Here is a 19,754-nt window from a genome sequence, read left to right on the forward strand (position 1 = left end):
GCCCGGGAGGGCTGTGCCTCAGAGCGCCGGCTGCTCGGCGACGCTCAGCCGGGGGAGGGCCGACGGCTCCTCCTCGTCGGCGTCGAGGACCCGGCCCTTCGTCTCCGGTGCCGCGAACGCCATCCACACGACGGCCAGCAGGACCGCGACTCCCAGTACGGCGAAGGTCGTTGCCAGCCCCAGCGCGGGCCACATCAGCGAGCCGAACAGCATCGGGGCGAAACCGGTGAGCGCCCGGCTGACCGACGAGGCCCAGCCGAAGCCGCTGGCCCGCAGTTCGGTGGGATACAGCTCGGAGGCGTACGCGTACAGGGCGGGGATGGTGAGCTGGATCAGGAAGCCGAAGACGGCGATCGCCACGACGGACCCGGTCGGCATGTCCATCACCAGCGCGAACACGACCAGCGCGACGGAGGCGATCGGTGCCGAGACCCCGATGAGCCACTTGCGGCCGACGATGTCGACGAGGGCCGTGGACACCAGCACACCGATGATGCCGACCCCGCTCATCAGGGTGGTCTTCATGAAGGCCGCGGTGTCACCGAGGCCCTCGTCCTTCAGGATGGTCGGCATCCAGCTCAGGGCCGCGTAGTAGACCAGCATGATCGTGGCGAACAGCAGCCAGGCCGCGGAGGTGATGCGCGGGCTGAACTTCCATATGCGGCGCAGCTGTTCGGCCGCGGCGGCCACTCCTCGCGGGCCGGTCTCGGCGACGGGCTCCGGGATCGTGTACAGCTCGGCGGGCGCGCCGGTGCGGGCGACCAGGTCGTCGATGACCTGCCTTGCCTCCACCTCGCGGCCCTTCTTCGCCAGGTAGACGGGCGACTCCGGGATGCCGCGGCGGGCCCAGAACAGCAGCAGCGCGGGCACGACCATCGTCGTCAGCATCCACCGCCAGTTCCCGTCGACGGTGAGCAGCGCCGTCGACACGAACCCGCACAGCGTGACGCCCACCGGCCACCACACATCGAGCCCGGTCAGCACCCGGCCCCGGTACTTGCGCGGCGAGAACTCGCTGACGAGCGCGTAGTCCACGGGGATACAGCCGCCGAGACCGATGCCCGCGAGGAAGCGCAACGCGAGGAAGACCGGGTAGGTGGGCGAGAGCGCGCCGAGCACGGAGAAGACGGCGAAGATCAGCAGCGTGACGCTGAACGCCTTCTTCCGGCCGATCCGGTCCGCGACCGAGCCCCACGCGATGGCGCCCACGGCCATGCCGATGAGGTTGGCGGTGGCGACGTACCCGCGATCGCTCAGCGAGAGGTCGAAGTGCTCACCCACCAGCGGCATCAGGAAGCCGTTGAGGGCGATGTCGTAGGCGTCGAAGAGGTAGCCGAGGCCGCCGATGACGAAGATCTTTCCCTGGACGGGCCATTTCCAGGGGAGTTCCTGAACTATCTGATCGCCTGTTTTCACGTTCGCTCCACGGTGTCGCGTGTCTGGTACGTGCCGCACGATTGCGGGCGCGCTTTTTCGCGGGGCTCCGGCGTGCGGACCGGATGGGGCACTCGTCAGAAGGGAGGGGGCTCAGCGCGCGAACTGGTACGAGAACGCGCCGAGATCCGGGTCGTTGAGCGGCGTGCCCGACCACAGCCAGTCGTAGGAGAGGTCCGACTCGCCGTCGAAGTTCCTCAACTTCTCGTCCCTGGCCCGCTGTTCGGGACCATCGGGCAGGTGGTAGAAGGTCTTGTTGCGCAGCGAGGCGTCCTGGACCATGCCGGCGTGCTTGGCGCGCCGGTCGACGTAGCGGCGCAGCGCGCCCTCGACGCCGGCGGAGGTGACCGCGCCGAGTTCCTCGGCCAGTACGGCGGCGTCCTCCATGGCCTGGGAGGCGCCCTGTGCCTGATAGGGGAGCATCGCGTGGCAGGCGTCGCCGAGGAGGGCGACCCGGCCGTCCGTCCACAACGGGTCACGGCGCCGGTGGTGCAGCGCGAAGGCGGAGACGTCCTCCTTCGCCTTGGACAGCATGGCCGGTACGCGGTCGTCCCAGCCGGGGAACGCGTCCACGAGGTCCTGCGCGGTCGCGGACACGCTCCACTTCTCGGCGACCTCGTCCGTGCAGGGCACGCACGCCACCACGTTGAGGTACTCGCCGCCGCGGATCATGTAGTGCACGAGGTGCCGGTCGGGGCCGTACCAGATGGTGCTCTGGAAGCGGTCCACGAGCCAGCGCGTCGCCGGGTCGGCGGCGATCAACTCCCCTGGGATCAGCGCCCGGTAGGCCATCTCGCCGGAGAAGAGGAGAGTGTCGGGGGCGCCCATCAGGTCACGGGTCCGCGAGCGGATGCCGTCGGCGCCGACGAGCACGTCACCGGCGTACCGGCGCCCGTCCTCGGTGACCGCGACGGGACGCTCGGGGTCGGTGCGGTCCAGGTCGACGACCTTGCTTCCGGTGTGCACCTCCACGACAGGGCCGGGTCCTGCGGGGTCGACGCACGCGTCCAGCAGGACGCGGTGGAGGTCGGCCCGGTGGTAGTGCCAGTAGGGGGCGTTGAACTGGTCCTTGCAGCGCTGCCCGAGCGAGGTCAGTCCGACGATCCGGCCGTCCTTCCAGCGCCGTCGCACCTGGTCGAGCGGCTCGGTGTGGATGGCCTCCATCTGCGGGCGCAGCCCGAGTCCCATCAACACCCGGCTGGCGTTGGGCGCCGTCTGGATGCCCGCGCCGGCCTCGCCGAGCTCGGACGCCTGCTCCAGGACGGTGACCCGCAGACCGCGCTGCCGCAGTGCCAACGCGGTGGTCAGCCCGCCGAGACCTCCTCCGACGACGGTGACTTCGTACGACTGGCTGGGCGCCACACTTCCTCCAACTCGCCTGCGGTTACGGGTGGTTCGTGGGAACGGAGCGGCGCGGTCAGTCGCCGGTGAGCTTCCCGGCGGTGACGACCTCGACGTCGTCGACCGTGACGGTGCAGCCGCGCATCGCGATGTCGAGGTGGGCGTACGACTCACGTCCGAGAACCGGGTGCGGGCCGGTCGACCAGAGGAAGTTGCCGGCGAAGGCGCGGGCGTCCATGCCCATCAGGTCGTCCTTGCCGTACATCGCGGTGGCGAACCAGTCGGCGGTGCGCATCAGGCCCCAGCCCATGTGGGAGAGGCTGCGCGCCCACTGGTCCCGGGCGTCCTCGAAGAACGTCGACAACAGCTCCGCCTCGGCGCCGCCGGACACCTTCTCGATGTGCCCGCCCGCGATCTGGAGGGTGACGGGGGAGCGGACGTACTCCTTGAAGGGCAGCAGGATGTCGCCCTCGGCGAGCACGATCTGCCCGTCGGAGATCTCCGGCCAGCACAGCACCATCGTGCTCGGCCAGTGGTCCCAGCGGCCCGGGTCGTCGGCGAAGCCGCACTGGAACTCCGGCTTGGCGCCCGCGAGTTGGACGGTGAGATCGGTTCCCGCGTCGGAGGTGACCCGCATGACGGACGACCGCTTGAGCAGGTCGACGCCTTCCAACACCTCTGCTTTGTCGCCCTCCTTGGGGAGGTTGCGGATCAGTACGTCGGGGGCGTCGCAGACGAAAATGATGCGGGTGCCGGCGCGCAGGATCTCCTGCTGGACCGGCGCGTGGATGAAGCCCTCGCGGGTCAGGTCGACGACCAGGTCGGCCGACTTCAACAGGTCCTGCGCGGTGCTGTCGTTGAGGACGGAGACCAGGCCGGGACCCGCACCGGTGTGGGTGCTGGGCATCGGCGCGGGGCTGCCGCCCGGCACGGTCGCGGAGATGACATGCGCCCCGCACGCCTTAGCGGCACCGAAGGCGGCGGCGACGTAGTCACCACGGCTCCCGGGCTCGGACAGCACCACGACGTGCTCGCCGCTGCGCAGCTTGCAGAGCTTCAGCTCGCGGGTGAAGGCGTCGAGCAGATCGACGGACGAAAGATCGAACACGGGCTTCTCCAGGTATCGCTGAGGGGGTACCGATCGCGCTCCTCGACGGGCTGCGGGCATGGCGCAGACACGCTCCGGGCGCGGTGACGGAAGGGGGAGCGAAGAGAGGGAGAGGGGAGGAGGTGAGAGGGGGGATGCGAGGGATATGGGGAGCGGAGGCAGGGCGAACAGGCCCCGCGGTGCATGGTTGAGCAGCGGATTCGGGACGGTGGGGTACCGCCCGACAGAGATAATCCGAGCACGTACTATCTCTGCTTGGCAAGGGTTCGCGCGCCGAGTTAACACGGTTATTTCATGACGAGCCGTCAGGGAAATCGCGAACGTGCGACCTGACCTCGGGTTCGCGTGCCGAGCGCTCCCGGGTGCTTCTCACGAGGACCCGCATACATCTGTGGCGGGCCCGTCGGTCGTCGGGCCCGCCACGTGTCGGTGTTCGTTGTCGGTGTGCGGAGGCGGTCAGGCCGCCCCGTCGCGCAGGGCCGGCAGGGTGGCCGACGTCAGTTGCCGTGGTGCGCTGTCGGGGGCGACGAGGACAACGGTGCAGGTGGCCGCGTGGGTGAGGGCGGTGGTGAAGCTGCCTTCCGCGAACTGGGTGAGGGGGCCGTGCGGTGAGCGGCCGACGGCGATGGCGCGGGCGCCCGTGTCGGCGGCGTGCCGGGCCAGCACGCGGCCGGCCGCGGAGTGGTCGCCGACGGTGGTGAGGATCTGGCCGGTCGCCGGGACGCCCTGCTCGGCGAGGCGGTCGAGGTGGGCGGTCACGGCGGCCCGGGCCTGGTCGGGTGTCTCCGTGTCGGCGGCCAGTTCCTCGACCACGGCGGTCAGTTGGACGTGTACGACCTCCAACGGGCTGTGCGTGTCGCGGGCGAGCCGGGCAGCGGCATCGACGATGGCGGCGGCCTCGGCTTGGGCGGAGACGGCGACGATGATCCGAGGCGTGCTCCCGCTCGCGGGCTTGCCGACGGGGGTGAGGGCCGGGGCGACGGACTCGCCGCCCTCGTCGGTGTGCTGCTCGGCCTCGCGGAGCAGCCCGTGGCCGCTGGCCAGGACCGGGATGGCGAGCAGGAAGGTGGCGGCGCCCAGGTAGAACGGGACGCTCAGATCGGTGGCGTCGGCGAGCTTGCCTGCCGCGTACGGGGCCAGACCGCCGCCGATGAAGCGCAGGAAGCCGTACGCGGACGAGGCGACGGGGCGCTCCACCGGCGAGACGAGCATGACGGCCTGGGTGGTCAGGGTGTTGTTGATGCCGATGAACGCGCCGCTGACGATGACCGACACGATGACCACGGTCGGCGTGGCGACGCCCGCGGCGATCACGGCCATCACGACGGAGAGGCCGGCCAGATTGACGTACAGGACGGGCGCGGTGCCGTACCGGGCCTGGAGGCGCGGGGCGAAGAAGACGCTGAACGCGGCCACGAGCAGACCCCAGCCGGTGAACACGAGACCGAGCTGATGGGCGTCGAGTTCCATGGGATAGGGGGCGTAACCCAGCATGGTGAAGAAGCCCCAGTTGTACAGCAGCGCCATGATGCCCATCGTCAGCAGACCGCGGTGGCGCAGCGCCTTCAGTGGTGCCAGGGGTGAGGTGACGTGCTTCGGCTTGGGCAGGTCGGGCACGAATATGGCCGTGGCGATGAGCGCGATGGCCATGAGGACCGCGACACCGAAGAACGGGCCGCGCCAGCTGATGCCGCCCAACTCACCGCCCAGCAGCGGCCCTACGGCGATACCGAGGCCCAGCGCCGTCTCGTACAGGATGATCGCGCCGCCGAATCCGCCGCTGGCCGAGGCCACGATGACGGCCAGGGAAGTGGCGATGAACAGGGCGTTGCCCAGCCCCCAGCCCGCGCGGAAGCCGACGATGCCGTTGATGGAACCGGAGGTGCCGGCCAGGGCGGCGAAGACCACGATGACCGCCAGGCCTATGACGAGGGTGCGCTTCGCGCCGAAGCGGCTGGAGAACCAGCCCACGAACAGCATCGCCGCCGCCGTCACGATCAGATAGCTGCTGAACAGCAGGGAGACCTGGCTCGGCGTGGCGTGCAGGTTCTTGGCCAGGGCGGGCAGGATCGGGTCGACGAGGCCGATCCCCATGAAGGAGATGACGCAGGCGAACGCGACGGCCCAGACGGCCCTGGGCTGCCGGAACGGGCTGGCGGCAGTTCCGTGTGGTGCGCTCATGTGTGCTTGTCCTCCAGGGAGTTGAAGGGTGCGGGGGTGCCGTCAGGAGTGGGGCTGACGGTCCTCGATCGCTCGGGCCAGGGCCGGGAGGGCGACCTGCACCGCCTGTCGCTCCGGCTCGCTCAACTCCGCGATGAGCAGGCCGAGGGCGTGGGCGCGTTCCGCGCGCCGCTGTCGGGAGACCTCCAGACCCGTGTCGGTCACCTCCACCAGGACGCCCCGGCCGTCGCTGCGGTCCGCGGTGCGTCGTACCAGGTCCGCGCGCTCCAGCCGGGTGACGAGCTGCGTCATGTTCGGCTGGGAGGCGCCCTCGGCCCGGGCCAGATCGGTCAGCCGGCACGGGCCCTCACGGCCCAGGCGCCCGAGCACTGCGGAGGCGGCCATGCTCAGACCACCGGTGACGGCGCTCTGACGGACGTAGCGGACCATCCGCTCGACGGCGACGATCAGGTCCTCGGGTGAGGCCTCGGGGGCCTCTGGTGGCACTGGATCCATAACCCGCTTATGCATAACGACATTATGCACTTACGTGTAGCTTGAAACAAGATGCGCGGGGTGACGCGTGCTGATGCGGGGTGAAAGGAACCGGCGGCTGCCGGACAGTACGGGTTGTGGAATCCATGACGGAACAGGAGGCGCGCCGGATGCAGCAGGCGCGCTTCGAACGGCTGGCGCGTGTGGTGGTGGAACCGCTGCACCGGTACCTGCTGCGCAGGACGAGCGCCGACATGGTCGACGACGTCCTGTCGGAGACGATGGTTGTGCTGTGGCGTCGCATCGACGAGGTCCCCGGGTTGGGAGAGGGGGCCGAGCCCGATCCGGGTGACGTGTTGCCGTGGTGCTACGGAGTGGCCCGGGGGTGTCTGGCGAACGCCCGCCGTGCCGATGGGCGCAGAATCCGGCTGGTGGAGCGGCTGATCCGGAGCCACGAGCAGTCACCGGACCGGGCCGCCGATCACGGCGAGCTGCACGCCGCGCTGGATGCCCTCGCGGCGCAGGACCGCGAGGTGCTGCAGCTGTGGGCGTGGGAGGGGCTGGCGCCGCGGCAGATCGCGGAGGCGACCGGACTGACCGCCAACGCGGTGAGTATCCGGCTCCACCGGGCGAAGAAGAAAATCGCCGCACAGTTGGGGCGAAAGGATGCCGAACCGACCGGACACAAGAGGGATGAAGGAAGGAGCAGTCAGTGAATGACGACGAGCTGCTGGCCCGGCTGAAGTCTGCGGACCCCGCACTGACCACCCAAGCTCCGCCGCCCGACATCGACCGTCTTGTGGAGGACACCTTGAACACCGATACTGCGCTTCAGTCCGCGACGACCGCCGCCGGCATCGCGACCGCGGGATGGGGGCGCCGTCGTCTCTTCGGACTCGCGGCGGCCGGACTACTGGTACTTGGCGGCGGCGTCGCGGGAGGAATCATGGCCAACAGCGGTAACGGCAACGGTCATTCGGCCTCGGCCAGGACCGTGCCGACGGCCGGCGCGCTGCGGCTCACCGCCGAAGGCGGCTCCGGCAAGTGCATGGTGCCCGGCGTCGACACTCTGAGCAAGTACCCGGTCCTCTTCCTGGGGACGGCCATTTCCGTCGAGGGCTCGACGGCCACTTTCCGTGTGGACCAGTGGTTCAAGGGCGGCGATGCGAAGACGGTCGTGCTCACCAGCGACACCAGGATCCCGGAGACGTTGACGTACGCGGAGGGCGGGCACTACATCGTGGGCGCAAAGGACGGCTTCGTCCCGATGTGCGCGGCGATCGAGGCCTCGCCCAAGGACATCGCCGAGTTCCGCCAGGCGTTCGGGAAGTGACCCCGCCGGATCACGAGGGATCGTCCAGCAGGCTCCGGGCGAACTCGTGCGCGGGGTCGGCCAGAGCGTGCCGGAGGGTGGCGAAGAGATCCGCCGCTGTCGTGCCGGACCAGGTGGCGGGGAGGAGGGTGCTGGGCAGGCCCGGGTCGAGGTAGGGCAACCGCCGCCAGGCTGTGAGGACTTGGACGTAGTCGATGAACGCGGCCCGGTCGGACACCTTGCCCGGCCCGGCCCAGCGTTCGGCCATCGACGTGAACTCGGCGACGAAATCGTCGTAGAGCTTCTGGAGCGCGTCCAAGTCCCACCAGCGGCCCACCTGTTCGGCGGGATCACCGAAGGCCACGTAGTCGCCCCGGAAGAGGTCGACGTACTGGTCAAGCCCGTGTCGGAGCAGGTGGTCGCGGGTGTCGTCGAGGGCGTGGGCCGGGGCGATCCAGATCCCGGACGAGACCGTGCCGAAGCCCAACCAGGCCAGACGCGACCGGAGTTGGTGCCGGTGCTGGCGCTCGCTCTCCGGTACCGAGAAGACGGCGATGACCCAGCCGTCGTCGGTGACGGCGTGGCGTTCGAAGATGCGTCGGTCACCGGTCTCCAGCACGGAACGGGCGTAGGGCGACAGCGCGTAGCCCGCGCGCCCGTCCCGGCGCTCGGCCACCAGGATCTCGCGGCGCTTGAGCCGGGAGATCGACGAGCGGACCGCCTGGGCGTCCACATCGAGTTCGGCGAGCAGACGGATCAGGGTGCTCACACTGATCCAGCCGCCGACCTCGCGCGCGTAGAGGCCGTACACCGTCACGATCAGGGATCGTGGCGGTGCGGGCTGGCCCGGGCTGTCGTCTTCGAGATCGCTTGCCGTCACGATCGTAGTATTTCAGTGCGCCCGTACGGCGTCGGATTCTGGTCGGCCGCCCAGCGCGGAACGCCAGGCGTCCGGCCACGGCGCGCTGCCGCCGGTCGCCTTGTCGGGGACGTGCACGGTGACATAACTGCCCCGGGCGGCCCGGCAGTTGGGCTTGCCGTCCTCGGTGTTCCGCCACACCTCGAAGCCGAAGGTCATCGAGGACCGGCCGAGGCGGATCAGCTCGACCCGCGTCTCGACCTCCTCACCGAACCGGATCGACGCCTCGAACTCCACCTCGTACCGCACCCTCGGCGCCACCGGGAAGTACCCCGGAACGTCGTACCTGCGCATCAGCTCCGCCTCCGCCGCCTCCGCGAACCGGACGACGGTGGTGTTGTGGTAGATCCCGGCCGCGTCGGTGTCGATCCACTCCACGCGAGCACGGTGAACGCCGAAGGGGCCACTCATGGGGTCCACCGCAGGTGCACGGCGTCCCGCGGGGTCTCCCGCAGCAGCGCGAGGCGCGGGCGGACCGCGTCGGTGCGCGAGGTGGGCGGCTTGCGGCGACCGGCCGCGAACTGCGCCGGCCAGTCGGCGCCCGGACCGCGGTACTCCTGCTCGGCCGCCGCCTGCAGCGTCCACTGCGGGTTGTAGAGGTGCGTACGGCCGAGCGCGCACAGGTCGGCACGCCCGGCGAGCAGGATCGAGTTGACGTCGTCGTACGACGAGATCGCTCCTACGGCGATCACGGCCGCGCCCGCCGGAGCGGCGACCTCGTGCCGGATGCGGTCGGCGAACGGGGTCTGGTACGAGCGGCCGTACGCCGGCCTCTCGTCCTTGGTGACCTGGCCGGAGGACACATCGACGGCCGCCGCGCCGTGCGCGACGAACGCCCGCGCGATCTCGACCGCGTCGTGCTCGGTGTTGCCGTCGGGGGTCCAGTCGGTGGCGGAGATCCGCACCGTCACCGGGCGGTCGGCGGGGAAGGCGGACCGTACGGCGTCGAAGGCCTCCAGCGGGAAGCGCAGCCGGTTGGTCAAGTCGCCGCCGTACTCGTCGGTGCGGTGGTTGGCGACGGGGGAGAGGAAGGAGGAGAGCAAGTAGCCGTGAGCCGCGTGGACTTCGAGGAGGTCGAAGCCTGCCTCGGCGCCTCGCCGGGCGGCGGCCACGAAATCGGCCACGACCGCGTCCATGTCGGCACGGGTCATCTCGCGCGGTGTGTGGCAGCCCGTGCCGTAGGGCAGTGGCGACGGGCCTACGACCTCCCAGTTCCCCCCGGTGAGGGGCTCGTCAATGCCCTCCCACATCAGCCGAGTTGAGCCCTTCCGGCCCGCATGGCCCAGCTGGAGACCGATCTTCGCGGTGCTGCGGTCGTGGACGAAGTCGGTGACCCGGGTCCACGCGTCGCGCTGGGTGTCGTTCCACAGGCCCGTGCAGCCCGGGGTGATGCGGGCCTCGGGGGACACGCAGACCATCTCGGTCATGACCAGGCCGGCGCCGCCGAGTGCCTTGGAGCCGAGGTGGACGACGTGGAAGTCGTCCGGTACTCCGTCGACGGCGGAGTACATGTCCATCGGCGAGACGATGATCCGGTTCTTCAGTTCCAAGCCGCCGATGGAGAACGGCTGGAACATCGCCGGGACCGACTCGGTGCGGCCCTGCGCTTCGGCGAAGCCGCGCTCGATCAGGTCGGCGAAGCCGGGGTCGCGGTCCTTGAGGTTGTCGAAGGTGATCCGGCGGGACCGCGTGAGCAGGTTGAAGCAGAACTGCGCGGGGTCCTGATCGGCGTAGCGGCCGATGTTCTCGAACCACTCGAGGGAGGCCTGGGCGGCGCGCTGGGTGGACTCCACCACCGGGCGGCGCTCGGTCTCGTACGCCGTCAACGCCTCGTCCACGGTGGGGTGTTCGTGCAGACACGCGGCGAGCGCGAGGGCATCCTCCATGGCCAGCTTGGTGCCGGAGCCGATCGAGAAGTGCGCGGTGTGGGCGGCGTCGCCGAGCAGGACCACGTTGTGGTGGTGCCAGCGCTCGTTCCGGACCGTCGTGAAGTTCAGCCACCGGGAGTTGTTGGTCAGGAGCGCGTGTCCGGCGAGTTCCCCGGCGAAGATCTCGCGGATCCGGTTCACCGACTCCTCGTCACTGATGCCGGGCGGGAACTGCGTGCCCTCCGTCACGTCGAGGCCCGCCTTGCGCCACACGTCCTCCGCCATCTCGACGATGAAGGTCGAGCCCGAGTCGGAGAAGGGGTAGCCGTGGATCTGCATGGTGCCGAACTCGGTCTGCTTGACGAGGAATTGGAATGCCTCGAAGACCCGGTCGGTGCCCAGCCACATGTACTTGTTGGTCCGCTGGTCGAGAGAGGGGACGAAGGCGTCGGCGTACTTGGTGCGCACGGCCGAGTTGATGCCGTCCGCCGCGACCACGAGGTCGTAGGAGACGCGCAGTTCGTCCACTTCCGGGGCGAGGGTCCGGTAGTGGACGGTGACGCCGAGTTCGGCGGCCCGCTCCTGGAGGATGTGCAGCAGGTCCTTGCGGGCCATCGCCGCGAAGCCCTGGCCGCCGACTGTGAAGGGGTGGCCGTCGAACTCGATGTCGATGTCGGTCCAGCGCGCGAACCGGCTCTCCATCGCGTCGTGCACGACGGTGTCCGCGTTCTCGATGCCGCCGAGGGTCTCGTCGGAGAAGACCACACCGAAGCCGAAGGTGTCGTCGGGCGCGTTCCGTTCCCACACGGTGATCTCATGCGCGGGGTCGAGCTGCTTCATCAGCGCGGCGAGATACAGCCCACCAGGCCCGCCGCCCACGATCGCGATCCTCATGCCTGGTTCTCCTTCTCGACGATCCGGCGCAGCAGGAAGTGCTGAAGTTTTCCGCTGGTGTTGCGGGGCAGCGCGTCGCAAAAACGCACCGCCCGCGGGTACTTGTACGGCGCCAGCTGCGCCTTGACGTGGTTCTGGATGTCCTTGACCTTGGCGTCGTCGCCGACGGCTCCCTCGGCCAGGACGACGAACGCGCAGACCACAGAGCCCCGTTCGGGATCGGGCTTGGCGACCACCGCCGACTCGACGACGTCCGGGTGGGTGTTGATCGCGGACTCGACCTCGGGACCGCCGATGTTGTAGCCGGAGGACACGATCATGTTGTCCGTGCGGGTGCGGTAGTAGAAGTAGCCGTCCTCGTCGCGCACGAAGGTGTCGCCGGTGACGTTCCAGCCGTGCACCACGTAGTTCGCCTGGCGCTGGTCGTCGAGATAGCGACAGCCGACCGGGCCGATCACGGCCAGCCGCCCCTCGACACCGGGACCGACCTCCTCACCGTCCAGGTCGAGAACGGTGGCGCGATAACCGGGCACCGGCCTTCCGGTCGATCCGGGCCGGATGTCGTCACCGGCGGCGGAGATGAAGATGTGGATCATCTCGGTGGCGCCGATGCCGTCGATGACCTTGATCCCGGTCTCCGTGTGGAGTTGCTCCCACACTTCCTCCGGTATGTGCTCCCCGGCGCTGACCGCACCGCGCAGACCGTGCAGCCGGTCCGCCTTGCCGGCCTTGAGGATCTGCCGGTATGCCGTGGGCGCGGTCGCCAGTACGGTGACGCCCGCCTCGGCGACCAACTCGGCGAGCGGCTCCGGCGCCACGGCCTCCGTCAGCAGCGCGCAGGCACCGGCCCGCAGGGCGCAGACGACCAGGATGCCGAGGCCGAAGGTGAAGGCGAGCGGGGCGGTGCACGACACGAGATCGTCGGACCGCAGGCGGAGCGTGTGCCGGCCGAAGGTGTTGTCGATCGACAGGATGTCGCGGTGGAAGTGGGTGGTGATCTTCGGTACGCCGGTGCTGCCCGAGGTGGGTCCGAAGAGGGCGACGTCGTCGGCGGCGGTGTCGACCGCGGTGAACTCGGCCGGTTTCGCGGACACTTGGCGCGTCAGGTCGTTGGGCGCGTCGCCGCCGTACGGCACGATCCTGAGGTCCGGCAGGACGGTGTCGCGTACGGCTTCGACGTCGGCCGTGAAGCGGTGGTCGACGAGGGCGACGGTCGGGCGGGTCTTCTCGACGACCGGGGTGAGTTCGCGGGCGCGCAGGGCCGCCATGGTGGTGACGACGATGCCGCCGGCCTTGAGGGTGCCGAGCCAACAGGCCACGGTCCAGGGGTTGTTGGGGGAGCGCAGGAGCACCCGGTTGCCGGGGACCAGACCGAGGTCGTCGGCGAGGACGTGGGCGATCTGGTTGGCGCGGCGCAGGAGTTCGCCGTAGGTCCACACCTCGCCCTCGGGTGTGCGCAGGGCCGGGCGGTCGGGGCCGAAGCGGGCGGTGGGGACGTCGATCAGCTCGACGCCGGCGTTGAGGCGCTCGGGGTAGCGGAGTTCGTCGGTGGTGAACTCCAGGACCGGCCACTGGGCGCGCGGCGGGAGGTGGTCGCGGGCGAACGTGTCCGGATAGGCGGAGGGCGAGAGGTCCAACTGGTCCATCGGGAGGGTCCTTTCCGCAGGCCGGGGGCGGGCCGTGCAGGGATCAGGAGCTGCGTGGGAATCAAGAGCTGCGGATCAGGCCTTCCTGGACAACGGTGGCCAGGTGAGTACCGGAGGGGGTGAAGAAGCGGCCGACGGCGAGGCCGCGACCGGCGTCGGCGGCGACGGCTTCCTGGGCGTAGAGGAGCCAGCCGTCCATGGGGGCGGGCCGGTGGAACCACATGGCGTGGTCGAGGCTTGCGGTGATGAGTCCGGGCAGGGCCCACGGCAAGTCCAGTACGCGAAGGACGGGTTCGAGGATCGTGTAGTCGCAGACGTAGGCGAGCGCGGCGAGGTCGCGCTGCTCGTCGGTGAGACCGTCGACGGGACGCAGGGCGTCGAACGGCCTTACCCACACGGCCTGTTGGGGAACGCGCTCACCCTCGACCGTGAGGTAGACGGGTCCGGGAACGTGCCGCATGTCGAAGCTGCGGCCGCCGCTCCAGTACGCCTCGGAGGTGTCGGTCATCGTGCCCCGGGGAGCGGAGGTCTCGCGCAAGTACGAGGCGGAGCTGGGCAGTTCGGTGGGATCCGGTACGCCGGCAGGGGGCTCGGCGGCGTAGGTGGCACCGGGCTCACCCGCGGCGAAGTTGGCGAGGCAGGTGTAGACGGGCTTGCCGTTCTGGAAGCCGCGGACCTGGCGGGTGGCGTATCCGCGGCCGTCGCGCAACAGCTCGACTTCGTAACGGACTTGGGCGCCGATGTCGACCGGCCGCAGGAAGTAGGAGTGCATCGAGTGCAGCGTCTTGCCCTCGACCGAGCGCATCGCGGCGGCCGTGGCCTGGGCGACCATGTCACCGCCGTAGGCCTTCGGCCAGGGGCAGGGCTGGGTGGTCGCCGTGAAGGCGAGGTCGAAGTGCTCGGGCTCGGTGGGGGTGAGGGCGATCGCGGCGGTGAAGATCGCCGAGGTCGGGGCGGAGCGGGCGTCCGCGCGGACGTCGGTGTTGGTGGCTCGGGAGTCCGAGCTGGTGCTTCGGGAGTCGGAGCTGGTGCTCTGGGTGTCGTTCACGGCCGGTCCAGCCAGTCGCGGAGGTCGGCGTCGGCCACCTCGTCCAGGTTGACCACGATGTTCTCCGGGGTGCGGGTCGTCATCCAGGTCAGCGGGTTGTTGCGGTCGAGGTTGCACTCGACGTGCGGCATGAACGGCGGCACGAAGACCCAGTCGCCCTCCGAGAGGTCGAGGTAGTCCTCGAACCGTTCACCGAAATAGATCCGGGCCCGACCGGAGAGGACGTAGCCGCCGGTCTCGGCCTCGCCGTGGTGGTGCGGGACCGAGCGGTAGCCCGACTCGTTGCTCACCTTCCCGAACCACAGCTTGGTGGCGGGTGTGTGCTGGACGGAGACACCGGAGATCCGGCTCGCGCCGGCGGACTGGCCGGTGGCACCGAACTCCAGACCGGCACGGGTCACGACCGGTACGACCAGGCCGGACTCGTTCGCGTACGACGAGTTGTCGCCCTCTAGGACGTACTTGGAGAAGTCGGGTTCCATGATCAGCTCCTGGAGTCGGTGCGGCGGAGGGCGGTGCGGCGGAAGCGGTTGCGCAGGGTGCCGATGCCGGGGATGCCGGTCTCGATGAGGTCGCCGTCGGCGAGGAAGACCGGCGGGTTCATGCCCGAGCCCACGCCACCGGGGGTGCCGGTGAGGACGAGGTCGCCGGGGCGCAGGACCGTGAAGGTGGAGATGTAGGCGAGCAGATCGGCGGCGTCGAACACCAGCGTGCTCGTGTTTCCGCGCTGCCGCTCGACGCCGTTGACCCGGCAGATCACCTCGACGCCCGCGACCGGGTCGAGCTCGTCGGGCGTGACGACCACCGGTCCGAGCGGGGTGGTGCGGTCCCACGCCTTGCCCTGGAACCACTGGAGCGTGCGCTTCTGCCAGTCCCGCACGCTGATGTCGTTGGCGACGGTGTATCCGGCGATCGCGCGTTCGGCGGTGCCCCGGTCCGCGTGGTAGAGCTCCGCTCCCACGACGACGGCGAGCTCGGCCTCCCAGTCCACGTCGACGCCGGGCGGGAGGATCAGGTCGTCCTCGGGGCCGATGAGCGTGTCGGCGTACTTGGCGAAGAGCGTGGGGTGGGCGGGAAGCTCGCGGCCCATCTCGGTGATGTGATCGCCGTAATTGAGGCCGCAGCAGACGACCTTGCGCGGTGAGGGCAGCGGCAACACGGGAGTGGCGTCGGGTAGTTCGGCCCCGGCGAGGCCGGCGATGCGGTCGGGTTCGGTGGTCGTCAGCAGCGCGGAGAGGTCGTCGGCCGGCAGCGCCCGCCAGCGGTCGCCGTCGAGCACGGCGGCCGTGGTGCGGCCTCCGTGGGCCACGGTGGCGAGCTTCATGGGCGTACTCCCTCGGGGTGGGGGCGGCGTCCGGACCGTGGTCGGTGACCGGGCTGCGTTATAGCGAGATTTTCACGACCGTCGAAAACAGTCAATAGATGAGCTACGCTGCTTGAGTCAGCCCGTCCAGTCCGGTCCGGCCCGTCCGATCCATCCGAGGAGCAACCAGCAATGACTCCGATCCCGGTGAACCCGCCCTCGCTCCCCGCACCGAGCGGCTACTCGCACGGCACCCTGAGCGGCAACACGCTGTATCTGGGCGGACAGACGGCCCTGGACGCGGACATGCGGATCGTCCCCGGCGGCATCGTCGAGCAGTTCCGACAGGCCTTCGGCAACGTGCTCACCACGTTGCGGGCGGCGGGCGGTATCCCCGAGGACCTGGTGAGCCTGACCATCTACCTCACCGACATCCCCGACTACCAGGCGCACGGCAAGGAGATCGGGAAGGTCTGGCGCGAGCTTGCGGGGCCGGTCTATCCGGCGATGGCGGGGATCGGCACGACCGCGCTGTGGCAGCCTGAGGCGATGATCGAGATTCTCGGGGTCGCGGTGATTCCGGACGAGCGGCTCATCCGGGCGGAAGGCCGGGACGGCCCCAAGGTGTGATGGATCGCCGTGGCCGTGGCAAAGAGCCCTGGTGATCGCCGAGCGCGGTGGAGGTGTTGGTCAGGCTGGTCCGGCCGAGGGTGCGATTACTCCGTGCGGGCCTGTCGGCGCTGAAGACACCGGGGTGGCGGTACGACCTGCTGCCTGACTCGACGAACCCATGTCGTTCACACCGAGGGCGGCGGGTTCTCCCGGCCGATCGAGTCGAGCGGCACCGGCGTCCCCCGGTGCTGATTGCGGCGGCCGTCGACCTGGCTGGTGCGCGGGACTCGGGGGCCGGGGCAGTTGCGTACGCGGCCGACAAGGACGCGGAGGTCGGAGGCGGGCACGCGTCCGCGCCACCGATGCCCGAACCGGCGGCCCGGTAGACCCCGTGCGGCTGGTCCGCCATCTGGTGCGGGTCGGCCGACGGCGGTTGTCGCAGTTCCCGCGTGGTTCGCCGCCGTTGCGACCGGGTCGAACTGCTCGGCAGGTGAATCCAGTGATCGACTCGTGACATACCGAGACGGTCGATGATCCCGGCGAGCGTGCGCAGCGCCTCCCGCGCACGAGTTCGTCGTGCCCCCGGAGTCAGCCCATGGTGGTGTTGTAGTTGACGATTCGCTCCACGATGAGCGCGACCGCACCGGCCAGCGGGCTGTCCGCCCCTTTGCTCGCGACGTCGGGCAACCGGTGTGCCTCCTCCTCGGCGACTGCCACCATGCCCCAGAACGCGTTGAAGCCCGACGGATCCGATGGCTTGTCGGTGGCCGCCCGGACCGCCACGATGCCGTCCCCCTCGACCACGGCCAGCGCGCCCATCTGCCGGAGGATGTCGGGGTCCCGCTCCTCGGCGGCCACAACGCTCCAGCCCGCGACCTCTGTCTGTCGCAGTGCGGCGAGGAGACTGCCGGCACTGCCCGCGCCGGAGACAACGATGTCGGGCAGGACGAGGGCCACCGGTCCCTGCGTCATCGGCAGGGCGGACCGGATGGCGCCGTCGAGATCTGGTTCGAGCGAATGGTCCTGGTAGACGAAGACCATTTGAAAGGTGTCGGCGTACCGCGCGAGATAGCTCACTGTGTCCAGCTTGTGTGCCCCGAACACGACGACCAGGCGCACATTGAGTCCGCTCTTGGCCAGCTCGACAACGGCCTCCAGGCTGCGGTCCAGCACGGTGACCCCGGGAGCCAGACAGTGCAGCTCCTTCGAGTAGGGCGCCCCGAAGCGCGTCGCGAATCCGGCGCAGGGCAAGATGATCGAAACGTCAGGAACGGGCACGGACGAACTATGCATGGAGTGGCTCTCAGATTGTGTCGACGATCGGGAACCTTGCGCACTTCGCCGGGTACGGGCTGGGGGCGTTGATCGACGAGATTGTCCCCAAGGTGCCCGGTGGGTATTCGCCGCTGCCGGTGAAGGAAGAAGTCGGCGTCGAAACAGCCGAGTTGGCCCACGAGAGGGACGAGACCGGCCGTCGGTCACCGTACGGCACTCCGGAACCGGCACTCGGCAGGCGCCGAGCGCTTCCAAGTCCGCTACGACGGCGCCGACTTGCGTGTCCACCCGGGCGACGGCGAGGCGCGCGCGGATACCGGTAACCCGGTGTTCGAGGACTACTGCCGCGTTCACGATCACGCGACGTACACTGCTGCCGCGCACCCGCTGCCGCCGACCCCGCGCCGTCGACGAGGACCGCTCGAGACCCGGGCGGGCACGGGCCGAGACGTACGGGAAGACCGAGCGAAAGAGGTCGCGGAATGCGGGTGCTGTTGTCCACGTACGGGACGCGGGGCGATGTCGAACCGCTGGTGGCACTCGCGGTGCGGCTGCGGGAGCTCGGCGCGGAGGTGCGGATGTGCGCCCCGCCCGACGAGGAGTTCGCGCAGCGACTGGCAGGTCTCGGGGTGCAACTGGTGCCGGTCGGGCCACCCGTGCGGGCGTTGATGAGCGGGACGACGCTGCCGTCGGCGGCGGATCTGTCCCGGTACCGGACCGAGATGCTCGAGGCACAGTTCGACATCTTCCCTGCGGCGCTCGACGGATGTGACGCGCTGGTGGCGGCGGGCCTGGCGCAGATCGCCGCGCGGTCCGTGGCCGAGGCCGCGGGCATCCGCTACGTGTACACGAGCTATTCGGCGGTCAACCTGCCCTCGCCCTACCATGCGCCGCCACCGCGGCCGGGCTGGCCGGATCCGGAGGCGGACGACAATCTGACGCTGTGGGAGCTGGACGCCCGCAGTGTGAACGCGCAGTTCGCCGAGCCGCTCAACGGACACCGGGCAGCTCTCGGTCTGCCGCCGGTGGACAACGTCCGTGATCACGTCTTCACCGATCGGCCGTGGCTGGCGGCGGACCCGGTCCTGGGACCGTGGCGGAAGACCCCGGGCCTCGACGTGATCCAGACGGGTGCGTGGACGCTGCCGGACGAACGCCCCCTGCCGGCCGAGCTGTTGACGTTCCTGGACGCGGGCGCGCCGCCGGTCTACGTGGGTTTCGGCAGCATACGTCCGTCCCCGGACATCGCCCGCAGGGCCGTCGAGGTGATCCGCGCACAGGATCACCGCGTACTCGTCTCCCGCGGCTGGGCGGACCTGGACCTGGGCGACGACAGGGACGACTGCCTCGCCATCGGCGAGGTCAGCCATCAGAGTCTCTTCGGGAGGGTGGCCGCGGTGGTCCACCACGGGGGTGCGGGCACGACGCTGACGGCCGCTCGGGCGGGTGCGCCGCAAGTGGTGGTACCTCTCCAGTTGGCGGACAACCCCTACTGGGCCGGTCAGGTGGCAGACCTGGATCTCGGTGCGGCACTCGACACTCCGACCCCGACGACCGAGTCCTTGAACGTCGCGTTCAAGACGGCCCTGGCACCTGAGACACGGGCTCGGGCCAAGGCTGTGGGCAGCAGGATCCGCACCGACGGAGCGGCGGTGGCCGCGAACCTGCTCCTCGACGCCATCCGGTGAGCGGGGCAGGCCCGGTCGGCGGGAATCCCGCTGGAACTCTGGCAGGCGTGCGCACAGGCGCTCGGCACCCTGTCACTGCCGCGGAGGTCGGCTGCTAGCGTTCCGGCGCATGGAAGACGGCGTGTACGTGGGTAATGCGGGCAAGGACGCGGCACTGGACCGGGGGTGGCTGCTCGGGCACTTCAAGGAGGAAGGCAGTCCTCTCCACAGCGACGCTGTGGAGGTCAAATGGGGCGTTCACCCGCGTGGCGAACAGCGAGCGCAGTGGGTGAAGGGCGAAGTGCGCGCAGCTGTCCTGGTCCTGATCTCAGGTCGCTTCCGTATGGAGTTCCCCGGTCGAAGCGTGCTGTTGGAAGAACAGGGCGACTATGTCGTCTGGGGCCAGGGGGTGGATCACTCCTGGGTCGCGGAGGACGAGTCCGTGGTACTCACTGTGCGCTGGCCTTCTGTGCCTGGATACGCCGTACCGCAGGAGGAAGAGCGGATGAGTCCGTGAGGTCCGCCGGAATATGAGGTCCTCTTTGCCCGGCACGGCGTTTCTCGGCACTCCGGGGAAAAACGCGTGACGTTGTGGAACCTTTCTTCCGATATGCGAGTTTCGTGGGACTCTTTTTCGGTGTGGGTGTTCTGTGCAGTGTTGCGGAATGTCGA

Annotated in this window: 19 protein-coding genes; 5 read left to right on the top strand and 14 right to left on the bottom strand. The window is 69.6% G+C overall.

Features of this window, described 5'->3' with window-relative positions:
* Window positions 1-18: 18 nt before the first annotated feature.
* The 5 genes from OG588_RS48655 to OG588_RS48675 all read right to left on the bottom strand — a co-directional run bounded on the left by OG588_RS48655 (window position 19) and on the right by OG588_RS48675 (window position 6,559).
* Window positions 19-1,416: an MFS transporter gene (locus OG588_RS48655; protein WP_405952934.1), complete on the bottom strand. Its 1,398-nt coding sequence runs from the start codon at window positions 1,414-1,416 to the stop codon at window positions 19-21.
* Window positions 1,417-1,527: 111 nt separating this feature from the next.
* A complete protein-coding gene (locus tag OG588_RS48660) occupies window positions 1,528-2,796 on the bottom strand; it encodes an FAD-dependent oxidoreductase (RefSeq protein WP_405952935.1) in 1,269 nt (422 codons plus the stop codon).
* Window positions 2,797-2,851: 55 nt separating this feature from the next.
* On the bottom strand, window positions 2,852-3,883 hold the full coding sequence (locus OG588_RS48665; RefSeq protein WP_405952936.1) for a hypothetical protein: 1,032 nt from the start codon (window positions 3,881-3,883) through the stop codon (window positions 2,852-2,854).
* Between the two features lie 456 nt (window positions 3,884-4,339).
* Window positions 4,340-6,064 (bottom strand): MFS transporter, encoded by a 1,725-nt coding sequence (locus tag OG588_RS48670; protein WP_405952937.1) that lies wholly within the window; start codon window positions 6,062-6,064, stop codon window positions 4,340-4,342.
* Window positions 6,065-6,106: 42 nt separating this feature from the next.
* Window positions 6,107-6,559 carry a MarR family winged helix-turn-helix transcriptional regulator gene (locus OG588_RS48675; RefSeq protein ID WP_405952938.1) on the bottom strand — a complete coding sequence of 151 codons (453 nt, stop codon included), beginning with the start codon at window positions 6,557-6,559 and terminating at the stop codon, window positions 6,107-6,109.
* Window positions 6,560-6,684: 125 nt separating this feature from the next.
* Here OG588_RS48675 and OG588_RS48680 point away from each other — a divergent pair, with 125 nt between their 5' ends.
* On the top strand, window positions 6,685-7,254 hold the full coding sequence (locus tag OG588_RS48680; protein WP_405952939.1) for an RNA polymerase sigma factor: 570 nt from the start codon (window positions 6,685-6,687) through the stop codon (window positions 7,252-7,254).
* Window positions 7,251-7,871, top strand: a complete 621-nt coding sequence (locus OG588_RS48685; RefSeq protein WP_405952940.1) for a hypothetical protein — start codon at window positions 7,251-7,253, stop codon at window positions 7,869-7,871. The genes OG588_RS48680 and OG588_RS48685 overlap by 4 nt, the downstream gene beginning before the upstream one ends.
* Before the next feature lie 10 nt (window positions 7,872-7,881).
* Here the strand turns inward: OG588_RS48685 and OG588_RS48690 are convergent, their stop codons facing one another.
* The 7 genes from OG588_RS48690 to OG588_RS48720 all read right to left on the bottom strand — a co-directional run bounded on the left by OG588_RS48690 (window position 7,882) and on the right by OG588_RS48720 (window position 15,549).
* Entirely contained in the window at window positions 7,882-8,730 is an 849-nt protein-coding gene (locus OG588_RS48690; protein ID WP_405952941.1) for a PaaX family transcriptional regulator C-terminal domain-containing protein, read from the bottom strand.
* A gap of 12 nt (window positions 8,731-8,742) precedes the next feature.
* Window positions 8,743-9,147: an acyl-CoA thioesterase gene (locus tag OG588_RS48695; RefSeq protein WP_405952942.1), complete on the bottom strand. Its 405-nt coding sequence runs from the start codon at window positions 9,145-9,147 to the stop codon at window positions 8,743-8,745.
* Between the two features lie 29 nt (window positions 9,148-9,176).
* Complete coding sequence (locus OG588_RS48700; protein ID WP_405952943.1) at window positions 9,177-11,531, bottom strand: bifunctional salicylyl-CoA 5-hydroxylase/oxidoreductase; 2,355 nt, start codon at window positions 11,529-11,531, stop codon at window positions 9,177-9,179.
* A complete protein-coding gene (locus OG588_RS48705; protein WP_405952944.1) occupies window positions 11,528-13,177 on the bottom strand; it encodes an AMP-binding protein in 1,650 nt (549 codons plus the stop codon). Before OG588_RS48705 ends, OG588_RS48700 begins: the two co-directional genes overlap by 4 nt.
* Window positions 13,178-13,238: 61 nt before the next feature.
* Window positions 13,239-14,225, bottom strand: a complete 987-nt coding sequence (locus OG588_RS48710; protein ID WP_405952945.1) for an acyl-CoA thioesterase — start codon at window positions 14,223-14,225, stop codon at window positions 13,239-13,241.
* Window positions 14,222-14,707, bottom strand: a complete 486-nt coding sequence (locus tag OG588_RS48715) for a cupin domain-containing protein (RefSeq protein WP_365989314.1) — start codon at window positions 14,705-14,707, stop codon at window positions 14,222-14,224. The genes OG588_RS48710 and OG588_RS48715 overlap by 4 nt, the downstream gene beginning before the upstream one ends.
* 2 nt (window positions 14,708-14,709) lie before the next feature.
* Window positions 14,710-15,549 (bottom strand): fumarylacetoacetate hydrolase family protein, encoded by an 840-nt coding sequence (locus OG588_RS48720; protein WP_405952946.1) that lies wholly within the window; start codon window positions 15,547-15,549, stop codon window positions 14,710-14,712.
* A 171-nt stretch (window positions 15,550-15,720) separates the two neighbouring features.
* Between OG588_RS48720 and OG588_RS48725 the strand changes: the two genes are divergently transcribed.
* Window positions 15,721-16,158, top strand: a complete 438-nt coding sequence (locus OG588_RS48725; protein WP_405952947.1) for a RidA family protein — start codon at window positions 15,721-15,723, stop codon at window positions 16,156-16,158.
* Between the two features lie 167 nt (window positions 16,159-16,325).
* Here the strand turns inward: OG588_RS48725 and OG588_RS48730 are convergent, their stop codons facing one another.
* Both OG588_RS48730 and OG588_RS48735 read right to left on the bottom strand, forming a co-directional pair.
* A complete protein-coding gene (locus tag OG588_RS48730; protein ID WP_405952948.1) occupies window positions 16,326-16,487 on the bottom strand; it encodes a hypothetical protein in 162 nt (53 codons plus the stop codon).
* Between the two features lie 241 nt (window positions 16,488-16,728).
* Window positions 16,729-17,418: a hypothetical protein gene (locus tag OG588_RS48735; protein ID WP_405952949.1), complete on the bottom strand. Its 690-nt coding sequence runs from the start codon at window positions 17,416-17,418 to the stop codon at window positions 16,729-16,731.
* Between the two features lie 479 nt (window positions 17,419-17,897).
* Here OG588_RS48735 and OG588_RS48740 point away from each other — a divergent pair, with 479 nt between their 5' ends.
* Both OG588_RS48740 and OG588_RS48745 read left to right on the top strand, forming a co-directional pair.
* Window positions 17,898-19,103: a glycosyltransferase gene (locus OG588_RS48740; RefSeq protein WP_405952950.1), complete on the top strand. Its 1,206-nt coding sequence runs from the start codon at window positions 17,898-17,900 to the stop codon at window positions 19,101-19,103.
* 109 nt (window positions 19,104-19,212) lie between these two features.
* Complete coding sequence (locus OG588_RS48745) at window positions 19,213-19,599, top strand: signal peptidase I (protein WP_405952951.1); 387 nt, start codon at window positions 19,213-19,215, stop codon at window positions 19,597-19,599.
* Window positions 19,600-19,754: the final 155 nt, after the last annotated feature.

The sequence above is a fragment of the Streptomyces prunicolor genome, assembly GCF_045162825.1.
Lineage (GTDB): Bacteria > Actinomycetota > Actinomycetes > Streptomycetales > Streptomycetaceae > Streptomyces > Streptomyces prunicolor.

Bases quoted from the DNA above. Each gene is read 5' to 3' on its own strand.
- OG588_RS48670 (WP_405952937.1), bottom strand. From the start codon at position 6,064: ATGAGCGCACCACACGGAACTGCCGCCAGCCCGTTCCGGCAGCCCAGG.
- OG588_RS48675 (WP_405952938.1), bottom strand. From the start codon at position 6,559: ATGGATCCAGTGCCACCAGAGGCCCCCGAGGCCTCACCCGAGGACCTG.
- OG588_RS48680 (WP_405952939.1), top strand. From the start codon at position 6,685: ATGACGGAACAGGAGGCGCGCCGGATGCAGCAGGCGCGCTTCGAACGG.
- OG588_RS48700 (WP_405952943.1), bottom strand. From the start codon at position 11,531: ATGAGGATCGCGATCGTGGGCGGCGGGCCTGGTGGGCTGTATCTCGCC.
- OG588_RS48705 (WP_405952944.1), bottom strand. From the start codon at position 13,177: ATGGACCAGTTGGACCTCTCGCCCTCCGCCTATCCGGACACGTTCGCC.
- OG588_RS48715 (WP_365989314.1), bottom strand. From the start codon at position 14,707: ATGGAACCCGACTTCTCCAAGTACGTCCTAGAGGGCGACAACTCGTCG.
- OG588_RS48720 (WP_405952946.1), bottom strand. From the start codon at position 15,549: ATGAAGCTCGCCACCGTGGCCCACGGAGGCCGCACCACGGCCGCCGTG.
- OG588_RS48725 (WP_405952947.1), top strand. From the start codon at position 15,721: ATGACTCCGATCCCGGTGAACCCGCCCTCGCTCCCCGCACCGAGCGGC.
- OG588_RS48740 (WP_405952950.1), top strand. From the start codon at position 17,898: ATGCGGGTGCTGTTGTCCACGTACGGGACGCGGGGCGATGTCGAACCG.
- OG588_RS48745 (WP_405952951.1), top strand. From the start codon at position 19,213: ATGGAAGACGGCGTGTACGTGGGTAATGCGGGCAAGGACGCGGCACTG.